Genomic DNA, 22,096 nt, shown 5'->3' with positions numbered 1-22,096 from the left:
TTTTGAGTCGCCTGAGGCAATCTATATCCACATCGTCATGCCCGGGCAGAAGCGCGAAGTGCGTCTTCGCGCTAGATGTCCCGGGCATCCAAGTTCTTTCGCAGTCGCGGCAATACGTGGATGGCCGGGACGAAGCCCGGCCATGACGGCGTCGAGGCAGTGTGCCTCCTCCATTCCCGTTCCCGGTTCCCGATTGACATCCCGCCCCGTGGTGCCAGACTTTGCACAATAATACAGGGTGGAGACGTCCGCGATGGCCAGCCTTTCGGCCTCGAACCATGTCGCCCGGGTCTTGTCCGTCGCCAATCATGTTGCCGACGTCGATGCCTCGTCGCGGATCGCCAGTTCCTGGCGGCGCTGCCTGGTCAGTCACAAGCTCGATCCGGCCCGCCAGGGTCCGCCGCAGACGCTGACCGAAGCCGAAATCCGGCACGCCGCCGAGCCGATGGAGCAGACGATCAGGCTCGCAATGCCCGAGCTCGACGATCTCGCCCGTGTGCTGCGCGATGCCGGTTACTGCGTCAATCTCGCGGATGCGAACGCGACCATGCTGTTCAGCCGCCTGCCGGGCGAAGCCGATGCCAAGCTGTTTCTGGACTGGAAGATCTATACCGGCTCGAACTTCGCCGAGACCTTCGAGGGCACCAATGGGCTGGGGACCGCGCTCGCGGAGGAGAAGCCGATCCTGGTGCATCGCGACGAGCATTTTCGCGCGCAGTGGCACATGTTCTCCTGTGCCGTGGCGCCGCTGTTCGACCAGGCCGGACGTCTCGCAGGTGCGGTGAACATCACTTCCTGCCGGGAGGATCTCGAACGTACCGCGCACCAGCTTGCGCTGGCTGTGACCATGGAGGCGACGCGGCGGATGGAGGGCGCGATCTTCCGTGGCCATTTCCACAACGCCTGGATCGCCACCGTGCCCGGCGACGGCGGCAGCGGCCTCATCGCCTATGACGACGACCGTCGCATCATCGGCGCCTGCCGTTCCGCACGTGCACTGCTGGGCCTCACTGACGGCATGATCGCCTCCGGCATTGATCTGTCGCGCTACATCGAGTTCGACCATCAGGCCGAAGGTGGCGCGGAGGATGTCGTTCGGCTGCGCCGTGCCGATGGTAGCGCCCTGGGCCAGGGCCATGTCGCGCCGCCGCTGCGCAGGAGGGCGCGTCCGCTCGCGCCGCGCCGCAATGCGCCAGTCGATCGCTTCGATGCGCTGCATCGGCTCGCCGGCCGCGATCCCGGCCTGATCAAGAGCGTGAACCGGCTCAGGCGCATCGGGGATCACAATCTGCCGGTCCTGCTGCATGGCGAGACCGGTGTCGGCAAGGACGTGTTCGCGCGCGCCATTCACGCCGCCAGCAACCGGGCGCGTCACAACTATGTCGCGCTGAATTGCGCGGCGATGCCGGAGAGTCTGATCGACGCCGAACTGTTCGGCTACGAGGCCGGCGCCTTCACCGGCGCCCGGCGCGACGGATCGAAGGGCCTGATCGTGCAGGCCGATCGCGGCACGCTGTTCCTCGATGAGATCGGCGATATGCCGATCGGCTTGCAGACGCGCCTGTTGCGCGTTCTGGAAAACCGCGAGGTCTGGCCGCTGGGCGCGCTCAAGCCTGTCGCCGTCGACATCCGCCTGATCAGCGCCACACATCGCGACCTTGGCCGCATGGCGGAGCAGGGCGCGTTCCGCGCCGATCTCTATTTCCGTCTGCGCGGCATCGAGGTGCGGCTGCCGGCGCTGCGCGAGCGCGCCGACCGCGACGATGTCATTCGCCAGATCGCGCACGAGGAGGCGCCGAATTGTCGTTTGTCGGACGAGGCCTGGTCGCAGCTCGCGGCCTATCCGTTCCCCGGCAACATGCGCCAGCTCCGCCACGTGCTGCGGCTCGCCGGCTGCACCGCGGAAGACGGTGTCATCACCGATGCGGATCTCGATCTCCCGCCGTTTGGTGGACGGACGGAGCCTGATCTCGAAGCAGCCGAGCGTGCGACGATCGTGGACACCCTTCGCAAGCACGGCGGCCGCGTCACCGAGGCGGCGCGCGCGCTCAAGCTCAGCCGTGCAACGCTGTATCGGAAGATCAAGCAGCTGAAGATCGAGACGGCGCAACGCGGCTGGTGCGAGAGCTAGGTTTGAAAGAGCCCAAGGACCGTCACCAAGGCTTTGGCGTAAGTTGGCGAGAATTTGCGGGCGGGGAGCTAATCATCTTTCCGCGCCGCTCCGAAAGCCTGACGTTCGCAATAAAGTATCGCGAGGTCGGCTTGCGAAAGCGTCTTGAGATACTCTATATCGTCAGACGAAGCCATCCACTCGAGCAATTTCTCGCGAGGCGTGGACTTGTAGGTTTCGTAGAAGAACAATGCCAGCTCCAGCCAATTCTGTGCCTTACTAGGGAGCGGGCGTACTTCTCCAAAGAACGTCTCAGGATGACGCTTCCACGCAGCTATTTCCAAATCAGTCATCGGCGTTCGCATGGTCATGTTCTGCATTCCATCGACTGACCGATAGAAACCGATGACTTCTTTCTCGTTCTCCAACACGATGGCCTCATAGAGCCGAGCGCTGATTTCTTTCCCACTCGGGTCTGGGATCAAGTAAACTTCGCCAAAACGCAGACGTGGCGGCGATCCTTCGGGGGCAAAAGCGAACTCTGGATTTTCACCGTCGAATGTCGAAGGAATTTCGTAGTGCGCTCTCATGGAATCGAGAAGCGCGAGCATTTCCTTGTGACGCTCGTGCGATTCGATCGCATCTTTCAATCGATTGAAGCCGACGTCAGGTCCAAAGTCGGGAATACGACAACCCGCTGCGATCACTTGTGTGCCGCTGCCAATCGCGTTCAGATTGTTGTGGAACGAATGGTTAGTGACTACTACGTATGCATTCGGTTTCTCGCCCCCATCGGGAGCCGGGGTCTTTTCTATGTTACGTATCTGATCAAGGGCTGCCTTTGGCCATCCATCGTCAAAGGACGGTTCTGTCAGCATGTCGGGCACATTCACTTCGATCATTACGATGCGCTTGTGTTGTGCGTGCTTGGATAGAGCTTTGTTCAGCTTGTTACCAACACGCAACCGCTTGACCTCATCTATTGGCCCGTCCTCGGTCGATGATCTATTCCTCGCCTTTACCTCGACCGAAAAGTTTGCTCCAGTTTTTGGATAGGTGGCAACAAACTCCACGTGCGATGAACGCCCATCCTTTTCATTCTCGTAAGCCAACTTAAAACCAGCCTTCAAGAATGCAGCGGCCGCATAGGTTTCGAACAGCTTCCCGATGAAATCGTCGGAGCGTTCGCTTTTTAACTTGTCGACGAAACTTGAAGTGAGTTGATCAACATCCTTCGGGTCTGCGTGATGAGCGATTAGGTACAGATTGTAAGCGAGGTTGATAAACGCGCGCTGTGCCCCGGTCATCGGCCCGACGAGCAGATTGCCGACTTTGGTATGATTTCGTTTCGAATCTGCGATGGCTTGATGATACCAGCGGACAATTGGATGGCGTTCTGTATCTGGCTTGTTGGATTCGGCCTGAAACCATTCCTTGCCGAGAGAGCCGATCAGAAATTCTCTCAGAAAATCTTGAAAAGTTTTCCAATTCTTGGAAAAGTAGACTGTGTTGCCGACCGCGACTATTCGATGGTCATTAAATGGCGCAGAGATAATTCCCTTTCCTAAGCCCTGCTGTTTTTCTCGCTGGGCACGCTCCGCTTCCATTTTACGCATCGCTTGTTTGAACGCGCGCTCGTGCTCTGCATCGCGGAACGGAGCAGCATTGGGGTATTTGCCGTGGCATTTCTTGTATTTCAACCCGCTGCCACAGTCGCACGGCTGATTTCGTCCGATCTTCGCCAAGGCTGCTAGTGCTCCGTCTTCCGAATCGGCGTGGCTACGGTGGCACAATGCAGGGTAGCGGTACGAGGATTAGGACGTTTGTCCGGGTTATTCACAGGCAGCAAGACCGGGGTTAGACGTCAGCGTGCCAGCTTTTTTAGCCGAAGCCAGCGATATGACTGGATGATAAAGCAATGAAATTCGGCGGTTGTCATACCGTGTTTGGCGGCATTGGCACTGCGCCCAACCAGCCGAACGTTCCGCTTCGTATAACCGCGTGCTGGCGTGGTGCGGTCAATGGTGACGCCGAACGGACCGCTGAATTCGAGTGGCGCTCCTGTCAGCGCACAGCAGCCCTTTTGCCGACGCCACAGCCGCTTGAGGTACGGCAGATCAATGTTGATCTTAGGCAATGCAGGACGGTTGGCTGCATCAACGACATCTGCGATGCGCGCGATGGTGCCTATAGGATCGCTGTTCGTTCGGGCTGGTGCTTCGGCAAGAAGGGTGAGATCGGCGCGGAACATAGCTGGCACAGATGCACGCGCGATTCTCTGAAGTATTGGCCGGGCGTGAATAAGGCGCTGATCTGCGTGACGGCGCGACACTGATGTCCCCCGCATTGTCAGCGATTTCTACTTTTTACACCAGCCATACACGCGAACGATTGCCGATTGATTTTGCTCGGCAATTCCCGCTATTGACTTTCCCACAAGGGAGAAGGCAAGAGGGCAGCTCTCTCACGAAAAATCCGTCCAGCTCAGATGGCGTGCATCGAGATCGCCGAGCGAGATCCCTTCCCGTATCTCGCGCGGCGTGTGGAAATTGCTGCGCAGATACACCAGCGGCGTCGCCGCCGAATGCGAAGCGCTGCGCACCTCGCCGATGAAGATCGAATGCGTCGTGGTCTCGAACTCCTGCGCCAGCACGCAGTCGAACGCGGCCACCGCGTCTGCCAGCACCGGTGCGCCGGTCACGCCACGCGTCCATTGCCCGAAGGCGAAGCGATCGTCGCCATTGACGCCCTTCTGGCCGCTGAAGGTCAGCGCCAGCACCGCGTGATCCTCGTGCAGGAAGTTGATCGCAAAGGCGCCTTCCTCGCGGATGCGTGCATAGGCACTGGCGTTGCGGTTGACGCAGACGATCAGCGAGGGCGGGTTATCCGACAGTGAGCAGGCCGAGGTAACCGTCAATCCCGTGCGCTTGCCGTGCTCGGCGCCCACGGTGACGAGCGCCACGGCGCCGGCGCATTGGCGCATCGCCTGCTTGAAATCCTTTGCGTCCACGCTCACGCCGAGATCTCCGAAATGAATGCGGGTGCGGCACGATCGCGCCGCACCCGCTGTCGGTCAAGCCGCCTTCTTCGCGGAGCCGAGATGCTTCAGGCGCGGCATCACCTCGTTCTTGAGCAGCGAGAGCGAGTGGTGCCAGGCTTCCGGCTTGTGCTTGTAGTCGAAGCCGAACACGCAGAGCACTCCGAAGCCGCCGACCTCGTCGTAGATCTTCTCGATCTTCTCGGCGACCGTCGCGGGCGAGCCGACGATCCAGTTCCGCTTGGCGCAATATTCGACCGTGACGTCGCTGTCGGGCACGTCGGGCGCGTGCTTCAGATAGTCCTTGAAGCCGAAATGGCCGAGCAGCGGCAGGAAGTACTCGCTCATCATCCGGCCCATCATGTCGCCGGTCGAGAGCTTCCATGCCTCTTCATCGGTGTCGGCAACGAACACCTCGCGCACCAGCCGCCAGTCCTGCCGGTTCGGCTTGCGCCCGGTCTTGGCGGCCCCGATCTCGACCGAGTCCCAGTGGCTGCCGACATAGGCCGGGTTGAGGTTGAGGCTCATCGGGATGAAGCCGCGCTCGCCGGCGAGCTTCAGCGTGTCCGAGTTCTTCGACAGGCCAGCGACGCCGATCGGCGGATGCGGCGCCTGCAGCGGCTTGATGTGTGGCTTGAGGAAGTCGAACATCGTGTCCGGCTTGGAGACCGTCCAGAACTTGCCTTTGTAGGTCCAGGGCGCGGGATCGCTCCACATCTTCAGGATGATCTCCAGCGCCTCGCGGGTCATGTCGCGGTTCTGCCCGCTCATGCCGTCGACGTTGAACATCGCCCAGTCGCTCGGGAGTCCCGAAGCCGCGACGCCGAAATTGAGCCGGCCCTCGGAGAGATGGTCGAGCATGGCGACGCGGTTGGCGAGCTCGGCCGGGTGGTGATAGGGCAGCAGGAAGCCGCCCGGTCCGATGCGAAGTTTTTTGGTCTGCATCAGCGCCTGCGCGATCAGCAGGTCCGGCGTGGGATTGGGTTCCCAGGGCGCGGTGTGATGCTCGCCGATCCAGGCTTCCTGATAGCCGAGCTCGTCGAGCCAGCGCAGGACCTGCAGATCCCAATCGTGTCCTTCCTTCAACCCGCACTCCGGCGGATGCGAAGGCATCGTGAAATAGCCGATCTCCATGGGTTTCCTCATCTGATGTTGACGCGTCTTGTCGCGCGTTGACGGCGTTGAACGACCAGCCTTCAGCAAGCGGTGTGCCAGCGCGGCGGAGCCCCAAATCGAAGAGAAAGCGCTGGTTTGCCCGCGCAATAGCCGGTATCTCGACGGGAGCCTGCAAGACATCGTCTCATTTGTCGCGAGACGGTGTCTTAGCCGTGAGACGAGGACGAGAGACCTGACATGACCGAACCCGCTTATGTCGCGGCGGACTGGGGCACCAGCAGCTTCCGGCTCTGGCTGATCGATGGCGCCGGCCAGGTGCTGGCCGAGCGCCGCAGCGGCGAGGGCATGCTGGCCGCGGCGAAGGCCGGCTTCCCGGCGGTGCTGCGATCGCATCTCGCGGCGGTCGAAGCGCCGGATCATGTGCCGGTGCTCGTTTGCGGCATGGCCGGTGCCCGCACCGGCTGGGTCGAGGCCGGCTATGTCGACACGCCGGCTCCGCTCTCTGCCGTTCTGAAGCAGGCCGTGCGCGTGCCAGGCGAGACGCGCGATATCCGGATCCTGCCGGGCATCGCGCAGCGCGACCCGAAGGCGCCGGACGTCATGCGCGGCGAGGAGACGCAACTGCTCGGCGCGCTCGGCCTCGATGCCGCGGGAGAGACGCTGGTCTGCATGCCCGGCACGCATTCGAAATGGGTTCGCGTGAAGGACGGCACGGTCGCGCATTTCTCGACCTTCATGACCGGCGAGCTGTTCAGTGCTGTCTCGCGCGAGACGATCCTGTCGCTCGCGGTCGCCGGCGCAGACGACGCCGAGGATGTCGCGAGCTTCAGGGCGGCAGTGAAGGCCGCGTACGAGGCGCCGGCCTTCGCGGCCAATCTCCTGTTCGGCGCGCGATCGCGGCAGCTTCTCTTCGGCGGCACGCCGGCGGCGGCGCGCGAGACGCTATCGGGCACGTTGATCGGTGTCGAGCTGGCGGCAGGGCTCTCCGGCACCGAACCGCAAGCGGGTGTCATGCTGATTGCTTCGGGACGGCTCGCGGTGTTGTACCGGCTGGCTTTCGAGGCGCTGTCGGTGACCGCAAGGCCGGTCGATGCGGATCAAGCCGTCCGCCGCGGTTTATCGATGGCGGCTGCCGCGATCTGGACGAAACAGAAGGATTTTTGAGATGAGCGTTGCCTTTCCGCCGATGAAGCGGCCGCTGGTCGCGATCCTGCGCGGCGTCAAGCCCGAGGAGACCGAGGCCATTGTCGGCGTGCTGATCGAAGCCGGCATGACCGCGATCGAGATTCCCTTGAACTCGCCGGATCCGTTCCGCTCCATCGCGATGGCGGTGAAGCAGGCGCCGGCCGGCGTGCTGATCGGCGCCGGCACGGTGCTGACCGCGGCAGATGTCGATCGTCTCGACGACGTCGGCGGCAAGCTCATGGTCTCGCCCAATGTCGACACCGAGGTGCTCGCGCGCGCGCATCAGCACGGCATGGTGACGATGCCCGGCGTGTTTTCGCCGACCGAGGCGCTGCTCGCCGCGCGCGCGGGTGCGTCGAGCCTGAAATTCTTCCCGGCGAGCGTGCTCGGCGCCTCCGGCATCGCCGCGATCAGGGCCGTGCTGCCGGCCGGCGTGATGATCGCCGCCGTCGGCGGCGTCTCGGACCAGAACTTTGCGGAGTACATCAAGGGCGGCGTGACGGCGTTCGGGCTCGGCTCCAGCCTCTACAAGCCCGGCATGACGGCGGCGGATGTCGCAGCTCGCGCGAGGGTGACAATCGCGGCCTACGATCGGGCGATTGCGAAAAGTTGAGCCGGAACAGACAAGCCATGATCGTGTCATAGCTTATTGTCGATTGCGGTGTCGCAACCGATGTTTGCGCATCGTACACATGCGACTGGCTGAAGCAGGAGACCGACATGGCGATCAACAACGTAGCCGATCTTTTCGTGGCAACGCTCGAGCAAGCTGGCGTCAAGCGCATCTACGGCATCGTCGGCGACAGTCTGAATGCGCTGACCGAAGCGCTGCGCCGTCGCGGCACCATCGAGTGGATCCACGTCCGGCACGAGGAGGTTGCAGCGTTTGCAGCGGCCGGCGAAGCGGAGATGACCGGGAGCCTCGCAGTCTGCGCCGGCTCCTGCGGCCCGGGCAATCTGCATCTGATCAACGGGTTGTTCGATGCTCACCGCAGCCGCGTTCCGGTGCTGGCGATTGCGGCGCAGATCCCCACCGCCGAGATCGGCGGCGGCTACTTCCAGGAGACCCATCCGCAGAACCTGTTCCGCGAATGCAGTCATTATTGCGAGCTTGTCTCGGATTCGAGCCAGCTTCCCTACGTGCTGGAGAACGCGATTCGTGCCGCCGTCGGCCTGCGCGGCGTTGCCGTCGTTGCCATGCCCGGCGACGTCGCCTTCCGTAGTCCTCCGAAGCGTGAGCTGTCGACGGCGCGCGGCCTTGCCTTGTCGGCGCCGAAGGTCGTGCCGCAGGCCGATGAGCTGAAGGCGCTGGCGGACCTCCTGAACGCCGCCGAGCGCATCACCCTGTTCTGCGGCCGAGGCTGCGCCGGCGCGCATGCGCCGCTGATGCAGCTGGCGGAAGCTCTGAAGAGCCCGATCGTGCATGCGCTCGGCGGCAAGGAGCATGTCGAGTACGACAACCCTTACGACGTCGGCATGACCGGATTCATCGGCTTCTCATCGGGCTATGCCGCCATGCACGCCTGCGACGCGCTGGTGATGCTCGGCACCGATTTTCCCTACAAGCAGTTCTTCCCGACCAATTGCCAGATCGCGCAGATCGACATCCGCCCGGAAAATCTCGGCCGGCGTTGCAAGATCGATCTCGGCCTCGTCGGTGACGTCAAGCTCACCATCGAGGCGCTGCTGCCGCTGCTCGAGACCAAGACGCAGCGCAAGCATCTCGACGATGCTGTCGCGCACTACAAGAAGGCCCGCGAAGGGCTCGATTCGCTCGCCAGGGGCACGCCGGGAAGCAAGCCGATCCATCCGCAATACCTCGCCAAGGTCATCAGCGACCATGCGTCCGAGGATGCCGTATTCACCGCCGACGTCGGCACGCCGACCGTGTGGGCCGCGCGCTATCTCGACATGAACGGCCGCCGTCGGCTGATCGGCTCCTTCGTGCACGGCTCGATGGCCAATGCGATGCCGCAGGCGATCGGCGCGCAGGCCGCGCAGCCCGGCCGCCAGGTTATCTCGCTCTCCGGCGACGGCGGCTTCACCATGCTGATGGGCGACCTCATCACGCTGACGCAGATGAAGCTGCCGGTGAAGGTCGTCGTGTTCAACAACGGCGTGCTGGGCTTCGTCGCGCTGGAGATGAAGGCGGCGGGGTTCGTCGACACCGGTGTCGATCTGGAGAACCCCGATTTCGCCGCGATGGCGCGCGCGATGGGTATCTTCGCGAAACGCGTCGAGGATCCCGGCGAGCTCCCGGGCGCGATGAAGGAGATGCTGGCGCACAATGGGCCGGCGTTGCTCGACGTCGTCACCGCCAAGCAGGAGCTGTCGATGCCGCCGACCATCACGGCCGAGCAGGTCAAGGGTTTCAGCCTCTGGGTCCTGCGCGCGGTGATGAACGGCCGCGGCGACGAGGTGCTGGACCTCGCCAAGACCAATCTCTTGCCGCGCTGATTTCGGCCGAGGCGGTTCGGTTCACCTCTCCCACCGGGCGAGGTGAACCACGGACTGCGCGGGCCTCAGCCCCGCTTCACCGATGGCACGGGCATCTGCTCATGGCGGCGCTGGAAGCGCTGCCAGTGCAGCGCGATGCCGATCAGCAGCGCCGGCACAAAGCCGAGCGCGATCAGGAAATGCGGCAGCGCCTTCGCTGAGACGAACGCAATCGCAATATCCGAGATCAGCCACAGCGCTGCGAACATCACCGCAAAGTCCATGCGCGGGCAGCGCAGGTAGTAGAACACGGCGGTGATGATGATGGCGGGACCGATGGCGACCGCGATCATGATCGCCGTCAGCTCCTTCGGCGTCAGCGCGTCGAGCACCATCGATGCCAGCAGCCAGAGCGCGGCGAACATGGCGACGATGTCGAGCGGATGCCGCAATCCAATACCTCTCGCGGGGACGCGCTATCGTTGTGGCCGGAACTTCGGTCGTCAAGTCAAAATGCGCTTATTCCTCATCACTTCCCGGCGTCGGGCGCAGCATGAAGTGACCGAAAGCGGTGGCGATCGGCTTGGCGGCATCGTCCTGCCAGGCCCGCGCCTCGAAGGCAACGATGCGCCGGCCCTGCTTCACGATCGAGACGTCGGCAAACGTGTCGAGGGCACGGCCTGAGCGCAGATAGTTAACGGTGAGGCCGATCGGCTTGGGCGGCGCGGCAGCGCCGAGCTCGCGCGCCACGCCGACGATCGCGGTGGTCTCCAGGAAGGCGCCGGTCATGCCGCCATGGATCGCGGGCAGGATCGGATTGCCGATGATCTTCGGCGAGAACGGCATCGTCAGCGTGCCGTCGTCGTTGACGCGAATGCCGAGGCAGCGCGCGAACGGGCTGTTCGCGAACGGGCCGTTTGGATCCTCCGGCGCCTCCAGCGTCGGAATGCTGCGCGAATCCATCCTGCGGTCCGCGAGCATGTTGGTGCGGTTGGCGCCGATCATGAAGCAGGCCGTCGCGGTCGCGACCGGATCGTCCTCGGATTCCTGATAGGCGGTGGAGCGTACGAAGGCAATCGAGCGTGTGGTGCGGTAGCAGACCGAATGCGCCTTGATGTCGAGGCCCGGCGTCGCCGGCTTCTGGTAGTCGATGCGCAGGTCCAGGGTTGCGATCGCGCGCGTGCCGTCGAGCGCGAGTTGCACGGCCATGCCGCAGCTCTCGTCCAGCATCGCCGTGACGACGCCGCCGTGCAGCACGCCGGTCTCGGTGTCGCCGACGAATACGGGCCGGTAGGGCAGGCTGGACCAGGCCTCGGCGGGCGCGAAGCGGTCGAGCTGGAGCCCGCTGATGTGGCCGTAATCGGAGCGGCGGCCCTTGATGGCTTCGGCGAGTTCCTTGAACGGGAGCGTGACAGGTACAGTGGACATGGCGATGTTCTAGACCAGTGCCGCGCGCTGCGCAAAACCCCGATTGTGCCTTGCTCGGGACCCCTTGCCGGAGGCGGTTTGGCCTCGACAGGGCGGGCCAAAGCAACGATGGTGGGCGCTTCGTTCGTCCAATGCCCGCAAGGAGCGCCCATGACCGACCCCGAGACACCCGGCACCAATCAGGGGCCCGTCACGATTTCCACCTCGAGCTCGGAGCGGGCGCCGATCATCTATTTCGACGGCGCATCCTGCTTCGGTCACCACAACGGCGCGATCCAGATCGAGCTCGCCGCAAACCTCCTGATGCCGGTCGGCGCCGCCGTCAGGGTCGACGTGGTCCAGACCGCGCACCTGCGTTGCAGCGTGGCCGCGGCGCTGGCGCTGCGCGAAGCGCTCGACAAGGCACTGGCGATGTACCAGCAGGGCCAGCAGCAGCCGCGCCCGGAGGAAATTCCGACAGTAAAGAACTGAGGCAGGAGCGCGATCGCATGTCGGTGCGATCGCGCACCCGTCAGCTCACATGCACCTTCGGCTTCCTGCCGCCGTTCCACTTGCCGTCGAGCGCGCGCTCGATCTGGGCGGCGAGTTGCAGCAAGAGGCCGTCATTGGCCTGCTTGGCGATGGCCTGGATGCCGAGCGGCAGGCCGTGGTCCTGGGTTGCCATCGGCATCGAAATCGCCGGCATGCCGCAGAGATTGGCGAGCGGCGTGAAGGCGAAGTTGCGCCAGAGATTGCCGAACCAGTCGAGCACGTCGGGATTGTCGGAGATGGTGAGGTATTCCCTGGTGCCGACCTTCGGCGTCGGCAGCGCCGTGATCGGCGTCAGGATCACGTCCCACTGCTCGAAGAAGGCGCCGAAGCCGCGCGAGGTCGTGTTGAACACGCCCTGCATCTTCGCCCGCTCGGCGAAGCTCGTGTGCCGGCCGGCCTCCCAGATGCGAATGTTCATGGGTTCGATCAGATCTTCCGGCGGCTTTTCCAGCCCGCGCGCAGCGAGCATATTGGAGATCACTACCGCGAAATTCGAGATGTAGCAGGTGGTCTGCGCCGCGAACGCGGCACGGAAATCGATCTCCGGCAGCGCATAGTCGACATGATGGCCGAGCCCTTCGAGGAAGCGGCCGGCCTTCTCCAGCTCGGCGGCGATCTCCGGCGTCGCGGTGTAATCGCCCCATGTGTGCGAGAGCGCAATGCGGAGCTTGCCGGGATCGCGCTTGATCATCTCGGAATAGGGCTGCGCCGTGGTCCAGAACGGCATGAACTCGCCGGGCGCGGGTCCCCTTGCGTGGTCGACGAAGGCGGCGGTGTCGCGCACCGAGCGCGACTGGCAGCCCTGGATCGAGACGAGGCCGGTGAGATCGGACATCTGCGGGGCGAGCGAGAACACGCCGCGCGAGACCTTCAGCCCGATATTGCCGTTGACGCCGGCGGGAATGCGGATCGAGCCGCCGCCGTCGGTGGCGTGTGCGATCGGCACCACGCCCGCGGCGACCATCGCGGCGCTGCCTGCGGATGAGCCGCAGGTGGTGTAGTCGGTATTCCAGGGATTGCGCGTGACGTAGACGGCGGGATTATCGGCCGAGCTGCACACGCCGAACTCCGGCGTCGTGGTGCGGCCGATCAGGTTGAGGCCGGCCTGGCGGAATTTTCCGGTCAGGAACGTGTCGGCGCTGGCGCGATTGCCGCGCATCAGCAGCGAGCCCATCTCCTGGAGCCGGCCCTTCATGGTCGGGCCAAGATCCTTCATCAGGAAGGGCAGGCCCGCGAACGGGCCGGAGAGGTTGGCGCCATCCTTGGCGGGGTCGGCGATCACGTCCTCGAACAGCTCGACCACGCCCGACAATGCCGGATCGACCTTGGCAACGCCTGCCGCGGCCTGCCGCGCCAATTCCTTCGCCGTCAGCTCGCCCTTGCGGACGCGCCCTGCCAGCGCGACTCCGTCGTGCTGCGCCCATTCATTCCAGCTCATCGGCAAAGTCATGACGTCAAAATCCTCTTGGATAGAGGCTATCTTCCTTTCGCAAGGAACGGTCCGAATCAACCGAGCCGGCGCGAAGGGCAGGGTTGCGTGGGGCGGACAGGTCGCAAGCCCCGGAAGATGCCGGGTCGTATCAATCCGACAGTCGTGCAATCGCTGCAACCGGCCCGCCGCCCGGCGGACCCTGGTGCTCGGCGCCGCCGGACACGTAGACCGCCCCGGTGCCGGCAAGGCCAGCGATCAGGCCGCCGACCGCTGCGCGGGCGTGGCGTGTCGAGCTGATGTCGGTGTCTTCCAGCATGGTGTGGCGAAAGCCGCGCACGCTGCCATCAGGAGAGGCCTCCGCCTTGGCGAAGATGTTGACGAGCTCGCGGCCCTTCGTTGCCTGCGACGCGATGCGGAGTCCGACGCTTTCCAGCGCCGCGGTCACCGCGGCGGCGTCGATGGCGTCGCTCATCACGGCATGACCGATCTCGAATTCGCTTGCTGATGCCGCCGAGTTGCCGAGCACGATGACGACGTTGTGCATCAGCTCGATGCCTGATGAGGTGGAGGCCACGGACGAGAACAGATCATAGCGCCGCAGCACGTCCTCATCGCGGAGATCGGCTGCAATCTCGCCGAGCGCGACGGCGACGCCGAGCGCGGAGGCGCCGCGGGAATAGGCCATCGAGGCGTAGGCGCTGGTCGTCGCTGTCTTGTTGCCGCGCGCCGCTGCAGCCGCGACGCGATCGCTGGTGAGCAGCGGGCACTTGATCTGCACGAAATGGATGTCGGCGGGATCGCTGATGCCGGCATCCGCCATGGCGGCCTTCACGGCGGTCGCCGTCTCCGTGATCTGCGCGGAGCGGCCGAGCTCCTCGGGCAGGAAATCCCGTGTCTGCGCCATGCCGATGCTCAGCCGCTTGCCGGTGGGGCCTGCCGGACGGGCGTCGACGGTTCGGCGCGTGAACACCGTGATGTGCGGGCTGAGCACGCCCTCGGTGCCGCCGGACATCACGAAGGCGATGCGCTGCTCGACCTCGCGCGGCGGCAGGTCGAGGTGGGGTGCCAGCGCCGCGCACAGGGCGCTGACGGCGTATTCGCGCGTGAAATCGTTGACGCCGCCATTGCCCTCGGTCTTGCCGAGGACCGCCAGGATCTCGCGCGGGTCGATCGTGCCCGAACCGATCATGGCCATCAGACCGGAGACATCGCCGGGGCCCGTGGTGGCGATCCTGAAGACGCCGACCGATGTTGTACGCATGACTGTCCTTGTGGAGTTCAGGGGCCCGGCGGCGCAAACAGCCGCTGAACGGCGGCTCCTGTCAAGCAGGATGGCGGGTCGGCTATCCTGGTCTGCCGCGACGCAAGAGGGAAGCCGCGCGTCCCCACGAATGTGGCGAGATCGCATCGATCCCACGAAAAAAATCCTCTGTCGACGGTTGCGCGCCCCACCTTGATGAATCAACCTCGGTTGGTCCATAAGCGGCGTCCCGCGGCCGGTGGTTTTCGCCCTGCGTCGCGTGCTTTGATAGAGGGAATCTCGCGTGGCAAACATCAACCACAAAATTGCGCAGGAGCTTGGGGTTCGCGCCGAGCAGGTCGAGGCGGCGGTGACGCTGCTCGACGGCGGCGCCACGGTTCCCTTCATCGCCCGCTACCGCAAGGAAGCGACCGGTGCGCTCGACGACGCGCAATTGCGCACTCTGGAGGAGCGTCTGGTTTACCTGCGCGAGCTCGAGGACCGCCGCAAGGCCATCCTCGAATCGGTCCGCGAGCAGGGCAAGCTCGATGCAGCCCTCGAAGCCACGATCATGGCCGCCGACAGCAAGGCTCGCCTCGAAGACATTTATCTCCCGTTCAAGCCGAAGCGCCGCACCAAGGCGGAAGTTGCCAAGGAAGCGGGCCTCGAGCCGCTCGCCAATCAGCTGCTGGCGGAGCCCGGCAACGATCCGAAGGTCGTGGCAGAAGGCTTCGTCAACGCCGAGAAGGGCGTTGCGGATGCCGCCGCCGCGCTCGACGGCGCCCGCGCCATCCTGGTCGAGCGCTTCGACGAGGACGCCGACCTCATCGGCGCATTGCGCGAGGAGATGTGGACCAACGCGCGCATGGCCTCCAAGGTGCGCGACGGCAAGAAGACCGAGGGCGAGAAGTTCGCCGACTATTTCGATTTCTCCGAGCCGCTGACCAAGCTGCCATCGCATCGCATTCTCGCGATGTTCCGTGGCGAGAAGGAAGAGATCCTCGATCTTCAGATCCAGGCCGAGGCGGAGGCGCCGCCGCCGGGCGTGCCGAGCGCCTATGAACTGAAGATCATGAAGCGGTTCGGCATCGCCGACCTCAAGCGCCCCGGCGACCGCTGGCTGGTCGACACCGTGCGCTGGGCCTGGCGCACCAAGATCCAGGTGCATCTCAACATCGACCTGCGCATGCGGCTGTGGAATTCGGCCGAGACCGAGGCCGTGCGCGTGTTCGCCTCGAACCTGCGCGACCTCCTGCTGGCCGCCCCAGCAGGCACCCGCGTCACCATGGGGCTCGATCCCGGCTACCGCACCGGCGTCAAGGTCGCGGTCGTCGACGCGACCGGCAAGGTGGTCGATACCACCGCGATCTATCCGCACGAGCCGCAGCGGCAGTGGAACGAGTCGCTGGCGACCCTCGGCAGGCTCGCGCTGAAGCATCGTGTCGAGCTGATCGCGATCGGCAACGGCACCGCCTCGCGCGAGACCGACAAGCTCGCCGCGGACCTCGTCAAGGGCCTGCCCGAATTGAAGATGACGAAGATCGTCGTTTCGGAAGCCGGAGCGTCGGTCTATTCGGCCTCGGCTTTCGCCTCGGATGAATTGCCCGGCCTCGACGTCACCCTGCGCGGCGCCGTCTCGATCGCGCGGCGGCTCCAGGACCCGCTGGCCGAGCTCGTCAAGATCGAGCCCAAGGCGATCGGCGTCGGCCAGTATCAGCACGACCTCGGCCAGGCCAAGCTCGCAAAATCGCTCGATGCGGTGGTCGAAGACTGCGTGAACGCCGTCGGCGTCGACGTCAACACCGCCTCTGCGCCGCTGCTTGCCCGCGTGTCGGGCGTCGGCGCAGGCCTTGCGCAGAGCATCGTGGCGCATCGCGACGCCAACGGCCCGTTCAAGTCCCGCAAGGCGCTGAAGGACGTGCCGCGGCTCGGGCCCAAGGCGTTCGAGCAGTGCGCGGGCTTCTTGCGCATCCTCGGTGGCGAGGACCCGCTCGACGCCTCCGGCGTGCATCCGGAAGCCTATCCGGTGGTGCGCCGGATTCTCGCGGCGACCAAGAGCGACATCAAGGCGCTGATCGGCAGCAGCGAGATCGTGCGTACCCTCAAGCCGAAGGATTTCGTCGACGAGACTTTTGGCCTGCCGACCGTCACCGACATCCTGCGCGAGCTGGAAAAGCCGGGCCGCGACCCGCGCCCCGCGTTCAAGGCCGCGGTGTTCAAGGAGGGCGTCGAGGAGATCAAGGACCTCAAGAAGGGCATGATCCTCGAGGGCACCGTCACCAACGTCGCCGCCTTCGGCGCCTTCGTCGACATCGGCGTGCACCAGGACGGCCTCGTGCACATCTCGGCGATGTCCAAGACCTATATCAAGGATCCGCGCGAGGTGGTGAAGCCGGGCGATATCGTCAAGGTGAAGGTGCTGGACTTCGAGGTCGCCCGCAAGCGCATCTCGCTGACGCTGCGCCTCGACGACGAGGTCGGCGCGAAGAAGGATGCTCCCGGCATGCAGCGCGACAACAGCTCACGCAATCCTGCCCGCATGACCTCGTCGGCGCCGCGCAAGCAGGAGTCCTCGGGCGGCGGTGCGCTTGCGGAGGCGCTGCGACGTGCGGCCGAGAAGAGCGGCGGCAAGCGGGTGTGAGCCCTCGATCTCTCCCCGCTCGTTGCGGGGAGAGATCAGATCAAGCTCTATCCACGTCGGCATTGACGTGGGGAGAGCGGTGCCTTCCTGACACCCGCGTCAGAATCTGGCGTGTTTGTAAGTTGAAGGTGCCGGTCCCTTCCTTTCATCTGACCATCCTCGTGCGGCGCGGTGATCGCCGCACTGCAAGGAGGATGCTTCGATGAACAACAGGCTTCTCAAAGGCTTCACCGCGGTGACGGTCGCCGCCGCGATGGCGCTCGCTTCACCGGTGCTCGCCCGTGGCGGTGGCGGAGGCCATGGCGGTGGTGGCTTCGGCGGTGGCGGTCATGGCGGCTTTGGCGGTGGCGGCCATTTCGGTGGTGGCGGCCATTTCGGCGGTGGCATGCACGCCGGCGGCTTCGGCGGCATGCGGGCTGGCGGCATGGGCGGCGCACGTTTCGCTCACGTCGGCGGGCCCGCCATCGGCGGCTCGCGTTTCGCGCATGCGGCGATCGGTCCGCGCTTCGCCGGCGCAGGCTGGCACGGCCGCCACGGCTTCCATCACCATCATTTCCGTCGTTTCGCCGTCTTCGGCGCGCCCTATTTCTACGCCGGCTACAATGACGGCTGCTGGAGCAGGAGCTGGACGCCCTATGGGTGGCAATGGGTCAATGTGTGCGGAGACTACTGGTAGTCGCATCGCCGTACCGCACCATTGTCGCGATCGCCACCGGGCGGTTCCGCTCAGCCCCGGAACGGGATAGTCTGGTGGCGATCGTCGCGCGGAGCTTGTCATGAGCGGAGGTCACCGTCGCATCCTGGTCGTCGAGGACGATCCGGAAACCGCAGGTCAGCTCGTCGAGGAGCTGACGGTTTCGGGCTACGACGTAGACCTCGCAGCCAATGGCCGCGAAGCCCTGAGCCACGGCGCCACGCGTGACTATGCCGTGATCACCATCGACCGCATGCTGCCCGATATCGACGGCATCAGCGTGATGCGCCGGTTGCGCGACGATGGCATCGCCGCGCCGTTCCTGATCATCTCCGCGCTTGGCGAAGTCGACGACCGCGTGCGCGGACTGCGCGCCGGCGGCGACGATTATCTCGTCAAGCCGTTCTCCTTCACCGAATTGCTGGCGCGGCTCGAAGCACTCGGCCGCCGCAGCGAGACCATCGCCAAGGAGACGCTTCTGCGCGTCGGCGATCTTGCGATCGACCTGATCGCACGCAGCGCCAGCCGCCGCGGCCGCAAGATTCCGCTGCTGCCGCGCGAATTCCAGCTGCTCGAATATCTCGTCCGCAACGAGGGCCGCGTCGTATCTCGCGCGATGCTGCTTCAGCACGTCTGGGACCTGCATTTCGATCCGTCGACCAATATCATCGACGTCTATGTGGGGCGCGTTCGTCGCAAGGTCGACGATGCCCAGGCCTATCCGCTGATTCATACCATCCGCGGCATCGGATATTGCCTCCGTGCTCCTGGCTAAGACCCTTCGCTCCTCGACCTTCCGCCTCGCGCTGATCGCGATCGCGGCGTTCGGGTTGATCGTCGCGGCGATCATGGCCTATGTCTATTTCGGGACGCTCGCTTACGTAGAGCGCCGGCTCGGGGCCGTCGATCATGACGGCTTCACCGGCATGATCGAGCTCGCGATGGTCGCGGTCGCCATGCTGCTGCTGGTGCTCGCCGGGCTCGCGGCCGTGCTGGTGACGCGGCGCACGGTCGGACGGATCGAACAGATCAACGCCACCAGCCGAGCCATCATGCTCTCCGGCCTAGACCAGCGTATCCCCCTGCGCGGCAGCAACGACGAGTGGGACCGCGTCGCCGAAAACCTCAACCAGATGCTCGACCGCATCGAGACGCTGATGGGCGAGGTCAAGCAGGCCAGCGACAACGTCGCGCACGATCTGCGGACGCCGCTGACGCGCATGCGCGGCCGGCTGGAAAAGGCCTATCACGCCCCGCGCAACAGCCAGACCGACGCCGCGCTGATCGGGGACACGATCGCCGATCTCGATGCCGTGCTCGGCATGTTCGCTTCCATCACCCGGATCTCGGAGATCGAGACCCGCGCCCGCACCGGCGCCTTCCGCGCGCTTGATCTTGCCGAGATCGCCGGAGAGGTCGTCGAGCTCTACGATGCCGCCGCCGAGCAGGTTGCTACAAAGCTCAGCCTTGCCGGAGAGCGCGACGTGGCGATCACGGGCGACCGCGACCTGCTGTTCGACGCCATTGCCAATCTCGTCGACAACGCGATCAAGCACGGCTGCAAGGGCGGGCAGGTGACCGTGACCTGCCGCAGAGCCGATGGCGCTGCGGTGATCACGATCGCCGACGACGGTCCGGGCATTCCGGCCGAGCAGCGCAATCACGTCTTCAAGCGCTTCTACCGGCTCGAACGGAGCCGCTACACGCCGGGCAATGGCCTCGGCCTCAGCCTCGTCGCCGCGGTTGCGCACCTTCATGGCGCCGAGATTGCGCTGCATGACAATGCGCCGGGCCTGACGGTCGAGCTCAGCTTCCCGGCGGCGCCAGCGCCGTGAGGCTTGGCGGCGTCAAAGCTCGATCACGCCGCGACGCGCGGCGTGCGCCACCGCATCGGTGCGGCCGGTGGCATCCAGCTTGTCCAGCAGCGAGCCGACATGGAATTTCACGGTGTGCACGGAGATGCCGAGCTGACGCGCGATCATCTTGTTCGAGGCACCTTCCGCCATCAGCGCCAGCACGTCGAGCTCGCGCTGCGTCAGCGCGATGTCCTCGGGCATGATGCGCGGATCGCGCGCGACGATCGCTGCGGCCGCCTGCTCGCCGGGCGCGGCGAGACGAAGCCCGGGGATATTGCCGAGCAGCGCCGTCAGGCGATCGGCGAGGGCGGGGTCGTCGATCTCCAGCGCGAGCACGATCTCGGCCGTCTTGTCCTCGCTCACGCCTCCGGCCTCTCGGCGACCGTGACCCTGAAGCTGGCCGGCTCGCCGCCGCGGCGCACCGCGACATCGACCACCGTGCCGACGCTCGAAGGTCCCAGCGTCTGCGCCAGCGCCCGCACGCCGGACAGCTTCTGGTCGTTGACCGCGACGATCACGTCGCCCTGACGGATGCCGGCCGCGGCCGAGGGGCCGGCCTTGTCGACATTCATCACCATGGCGCCGATGCCGTCGTCGAGCCGCACCGGCTGGAGCCCGAGGCCGAGATATCCCCGCGCGATGCGGCCGCGCGCCTCCAATTGCGCCGCGACGCGCTCGATCGTGGCCGTCGGGATCACCAGGACGCGCCGCGGTCCGAGCACGGCCATGCCGAAAGCTTCGCCCGATGCATCGAGCGCGAGGCCGCCCTGCTGGCTGCCGCGCAGACGGACGTCGAGCTCGATCCGCGCATCGATGTCGCCGCCGCGCAAGGATCGCCAGCTCTTGCCGGATGCCGACACCATCCCGAGCGCGGCGCTCGGCGTCTCGCGATGGGTGGCGACCACCACCGACAAGGCGCCCAGCGGCGGGACCGTCGCGGCGAGCTTGACCGGCGCGACGGCGGCATCGACGCGCAGCAGCGCGATGTCGGTCGTATGGTCGCGGCCGGCGATCGTGGCGGCCGCGGTGCTTCCGTCGGCAAGGCCGATCTCGACCGCGCCCTCGTCCGCCAGTGCCTCGTCGGCAGTGACTATCAGGCCGGGTTTCCAGGCGAAGCCGGTGGCGCGGGAGCGGTGCGAATGCACGGAGACGATGGACGGCGCCGTGCGCGCCACCATGTCCGCGAGGGCGGACGACAGGGAAGACAGGGGAGTAGGGGCGGTCATGGCAGGCTCCTGTAAGCTGTCCTCAATCTGGGATATCGCGGGCGCGTGCGAAACTGGCCGGGTGGCCAGGACTTCCCTCCGCGCGGCCGACGAACATGTGATTGGGACCCGCTCACGGGAACGTGTAGCAATCGGCCGACATTGCGCCGCATGGCCTCAACCATTTCGAACGAGCCCTGACCGATGACCATCGATCTCACCCGCCGCACCCTGCTGCAACTCGCCGGTGCAACCTCGCTCGCGATGGCGGCTGCAGCCGCGGCGCGCGCCGAGGGCGTTCCTCAAGGCGGCGGGCCGACCTTTGCCAGCCGCACGCCGATGCGGGTCGGCATGGTGACGCTGCGGGTGAAGAATCTCGACAAGGTTGCGGACTACTACCGCGACGTGATCGGGCTTGCCGTGATGGAGCGTTCAGCGACCGCCGCGAAGCTCGGCACGGCCGGCATAGCGCTGCTGGTGCTGGAGGCCCGTCCCGATGCGGAAATCGAGCCGCGCAATGCCGCCGGCCTCTACCACACCGCCTTGCTGATGCCGACCCGAAAAGACCTCGCGCGCTGGCTGGTGCATGCCGCCTCGCATCGCGTGCCGCTGTCGGGTTTTGCCGATCACCTCGTCAGCGAGTCCGTCTATCTCGACGACCCCGAGGGCAACGGCATCGAGGTCTATGCCGACCGCGATCCCTCGCAATGGCAATGGAGCGAAGGCAGCGTCAAGATGGCGACCGACGAGCTCAACATCCCCGACCTGCTGTCGCTGACCAATACACGCGTCGCCGACTATGCCAGGGCGCCGGACGGCTTGCGCGTCGGCCACATGCATCTGCGCGTCGGCGACCTGGCGCAGGCCGAGAGCTTCTATCACGGTACGATCGGCCTTGATCCGACGCGCAAGCGCAGCGGCGCCGCGTTCCTGTCGTCGGGCCGTTATCACCATCACCTCGGCATGAATGTCTGGCAGAGCCAGGGCGCCGGCCGGCGCGACGATGCCACCACGGGCCTTGCATGGTTCTCGCTGGTGACGGCGAAGCAGGACATTTTCGCCGCACAGGAGGAACGCCTGCGCAAGGGCGGCGCGCAGCTCACCGCGCTTGCGAATGGTGTGGAGGCGATCGATCCATGGGGCACGCGGGTGCGGCTGCTCAAGGCCTGATCGAAGGCGGCAGCT

General features: G+C 65.2%; 20 protein-coding genes. 10 read left to right on the top strand and 10 right to left on the bottom strand.

Annotated elements, in window-relative coordinates:
* The first annotated feature begins 253 nt into the window (after nt 1-253).
* Nucleotides 254-2,131 carry a sigma-54-dependent Fis family transcriptional regulator gene (locus AC1RQP_RS25150; protein ID WP_492938989.1) on the top strand — a complete coding sequence of 626 codons (1,878 nt, stop codon included), beginning with the start codon at nt 254-256 and terminating at the stop codon, nt 2,129-2,131.
* A 68-nt stretch (nt 2,132-2,199) separates the two neighbouring features.
* On the opposite strand, the gene AC1RQP_RS25145 is transcribed toward AC1RQP_RS25150, so the two are convergent.
* From AC1RQP_RS25145 to AC1RQP_RS25130, 4 genes are all read right to left on the bottom strand, one after another.
* A complete protein-coding gene (locus AC1RQP_RS25145) occupies nt 2,200-3,855 on the bottom strand; it encodes a YecA family protein (RefSeq protein WP_492938987.1) in 1,656 nt (551 codons plus the stop codon).
* Between the two features lie 119 nt (nt 3,856-3,974).
* Nucleotides 3,975-4,361: a hypothetical protein gene (locus AC1RQP_RS25140; RefSeq protein ID WP_492938985.1), complete on the bottom strand. Its 387-nt coding sequence runs from the start codon at nt 4,359-4,361 to the stop codon at nt 3,975-3,977.
* Nucleotides 4,362-4,574: 213 nt separating this feature from the next.
* Nucleotides 4,575-5,126 carry a flavin reductase family protein gene (locus AC1RQP_RS25135; RefSeq protein ID WP_492938983.1) on the bottom strand — a complete coding sequence of 184 codons (552 nt, stop codon included), beginning with the start codon at nt 5,124-5,126 and terminating at the stop codon, nt 4,575-4,577.
* Nucleotides 5,127-5,183: 57 nt separating this feature from the next.
* A complete protein-coding gene (locus tag AC1RQP_RS25130) occupies nt 5,184-6,281 on the bottom strand; it encodes an LLM class flavin-dependent oxidoreductase (protein ID WP_492939274.1) in 1,098 nt (365 codons plus the stop codon).
* A gap of 219 nt (nt 6,282-6,500) precedes the next feature.
* Here AC1RQP_RS25130 and AC1RQP_RS25125 point away from each other — a divergent pair, with 219 nt between their 5' ends.
* The 3 genes from AC1RQP_RS25125 to poxB all read left to right on the top strand — a co-directional run bounded on the left by AC1RQP_RS25125 (nt 6,501) and on the right by poxB (nt 9,905).
* Complete coding sequence (locus AC1RQP_RS25125) at nt 6,501-7,427, top strand: 2-dehydro-3-deoxygalactonokinase (protein ID WP_492938981.1); 927 nt, start codon at nt 6,501-6,503, stop codon at nt 7,425-7,427.
* Nucleotide 7,428: 1 nt separating this feature from the next.
* Nucleotides 7,429-8,061 (top strand): 2-dehydro-3-deoxy-6-phosphogalactonate aldolase, encoded by a 633-nt coding sequence (locus AC1RQP_RS25120; RefSeq protein WP_492938979.1) that lies wholly within the window; start codon nt 7,429-7,431, stop codon nt 8,059-8,061.
* A gap of 107 nt (nt 8,062-8,168) precedes the next feature.
* On the top strand, nt 8,169-9,905 hold the full coding sequence (gene poxB / locus AC1RQP_RS25115) for a ubiquinone-dependent pyruvate dehydrogenase (protein WP_492938977.1): 1,737 nt from the start codon (nt 8,169-8,171) through the stop codon (nt 9,903-9,905).
* Between the two features lie 65 nt (nt 9,906-9,970).
* Here poxB and AC1RQP_RS25110 read toward each other — a convergent pair whose 3' ends face one another.
* Together AC1RQP_RS25110 and AC1RQP_RS25105 are read right to left on the bottom strand one after the other, a co-directional pair.
* Complete coding sequence (locus AC1RQP_RS25110) at nt 9,971-10,336, bottom strand: hypothetical protein (protein WP_492938975.1); 366 nt, start codon at nt 10,334-10,336, stop codon at nt 9,971-9,973.
* Between the two features lie 67 nt (nt 10,337-10,403).
* Nucleotides 10,404-11,312 carry a PaaI family thioesterase gene (locus tag AC1RQP_RS25105; protein WP_492938973.1) on the bottom strand — a complete coding sequence of 303 codons (909 nt, stop codon included), beginning with the start codon at nt 11,310-11,312 and terminating at the stop codon, nt 10,404-10,406.
* Between the two features lie 150 nt (nt 11,313-11,462).
* Here AC1RQP_RS25105 and AC1RQP_RS25100 point away from each other — a divergent pair, with 150 nt between their 5' ends.
* Entirely contained in the window at nt 11,463-11,783 is a 321-nt protein-coding gene (locus AC1RQP_RS25100) for a hypothetical protein (RefSeq protein ID WP_028179329.1), read from the top strand.
* Between the two features lie 40 nt (nt 11,784-11,823).
* Here the strand turns inward: AC1RQP_RS25100 and AC1RQP_RS25095 are convergent, their stop codons facing one another.
* Both AC1RQP_RS25095 and atzD read right to left on the bottom strand, forming a co-directional pair.
* Entirely contained in the window at nt 11,824-13,293 is a 1,470-nt protein-coding gene (locus tag AC1RQP_RS25095) for an amidase (protein ID WP_492938971.1), read from the bottom strand.
* 130 nt (nt 13,294-13,423) lie between these two features.
* Complete coding sequence (gene atzD, locus AC1RQP_RS25090; RefSeq protein WP_492938969.1) at nt 13,424-14,536, bottom strand: cyanuric acid amidohydrolase; 1,113 nt, start codon at nt 14,534-14,536, stop codon at nt 13,424-13,426.
* Between the two features lie 283 nt (nt 14,537-14,819).
* Between atzD and AC1RQP_RS25085 the strand changes: the two genes are divergently transcribed.
* The 4 genes from AC1RQP_RS25085 (at nt 14,820) to AC1RQP_RS25070 (ending at nt 19,685) form a co-directional block, all read left to right on the top strand.
* Nucleotides 14,820-17,156 (top strand): Tex family protein, encoded by a 2,337-nt coding sequence (locus AC1RQP_RS25085; RefSeq protein ID WP_492938967.1) that lies wholly within the window; start codon nt 14,820-14,822, stop codon nt 17,154-17,156.
* A gap of 202 nt (nt 17,157-17,358) precedes the next feature.
* The gene (locus AC1RQP_RS25080) at nt 17,359-17,832 is read left to right on the top strand and encodes a hypothetical protein (RefSeq protein ID WP_492938965.1); all 474 of its coding nucleotides are present in this window, start codon (nt 17,359-17,361) and stop codon (nt 17,830-17,832) included.
* Nucleotides 17,833-17,932: 100 nt separating this feature from the next.
* The gene (locus AC1RQP_RS25075; RefSeq protein WP_492938963.1) at nt 17,933-18,625 is read left to right on the top strand and encodes a response regulator transcription factor; all 693 of its coding nucleotides are present in this window, start codon (nt 17,933-17,935) and stop codon (nt 18,623-18,625) included.
* Complete coding sequence (locus AC1RQP_RS25070) at nt 18,612-19,685, top strand: sensor histidine kinase (protein WP_492938961.1); 1,074 nt, start codon at nt 18,612-18,614, stop codon at nt 19,683-19,685. Before AC1RQP_RS25075 ends, AC1RQP_RS25070 begins: the two co-directional genes overlap by 14 nt.
* Before the next feature lie 12 nt (nt 19,686-19,697).
* On the opposite strand, the gene AC1RQP_RS25065 is transcribed toward AC1RQP_RS25070, so the two are convergent.
* Together AC1RQP_RS25065 and AC1RQP_RS25060 are read right to left on the bottom strand one after the other, a co-directional pair.
* Nucleotides 19,698-20,069 (bottom strand): response regulator transcription factor, encoded by a 372-nt coding sequence (locus tag AC1RQP_RS25065; RefSeq protein WP_035674777.1) that lies wholly within the window; start codon nt 20,067-20,069, stop codon nt 19,698-19,700.
* Nucleotides 20,066-20,932, bottom strand: coding sequence for a S1C family serine protease (locus tag AC1RQP_RS25060; RefSeq protein WP_492938959.1), 867 nt, complete (start codon nt 20,930-20,932; stop codon nt 20,066-20,068). The genes AC1RQP_RS25065 and AC1RQP_RS25060 overlap by 4 nt, the downstream gene beginning before the upstream one ends.
* Nucleotides 20,933-21,115: 183 nt before the next feature.
* Here AC1RQP_RS25060 and AC1RQP_RS25055 point away from each other — a divergent pair, with 183 nt between their 5' ends.
* The gene (locus AC1RQP_RS25055; RefSeq protein WP_492938957.1) at nt 21,116-22,081 is read left to right on the top strand and encodes a VOC family protein; all 966 of its coding nucleotides are present in this window, start codon (nt 21,116-21,118) and stop codon (nt 22,079-22,081) included.
* Nucleotides 22,082-22,096: the final 15 nt, after the last annotated feature.

The sequence above is a fragment of the Bradyrhizobium sp. GW821-FHT13H06 genome, assembly GCF_058803975.1.
Note: the sequence above shows the minus strand (reverse complement) of the source record. Positions and strands in the feature narration are given on the sequence as shown.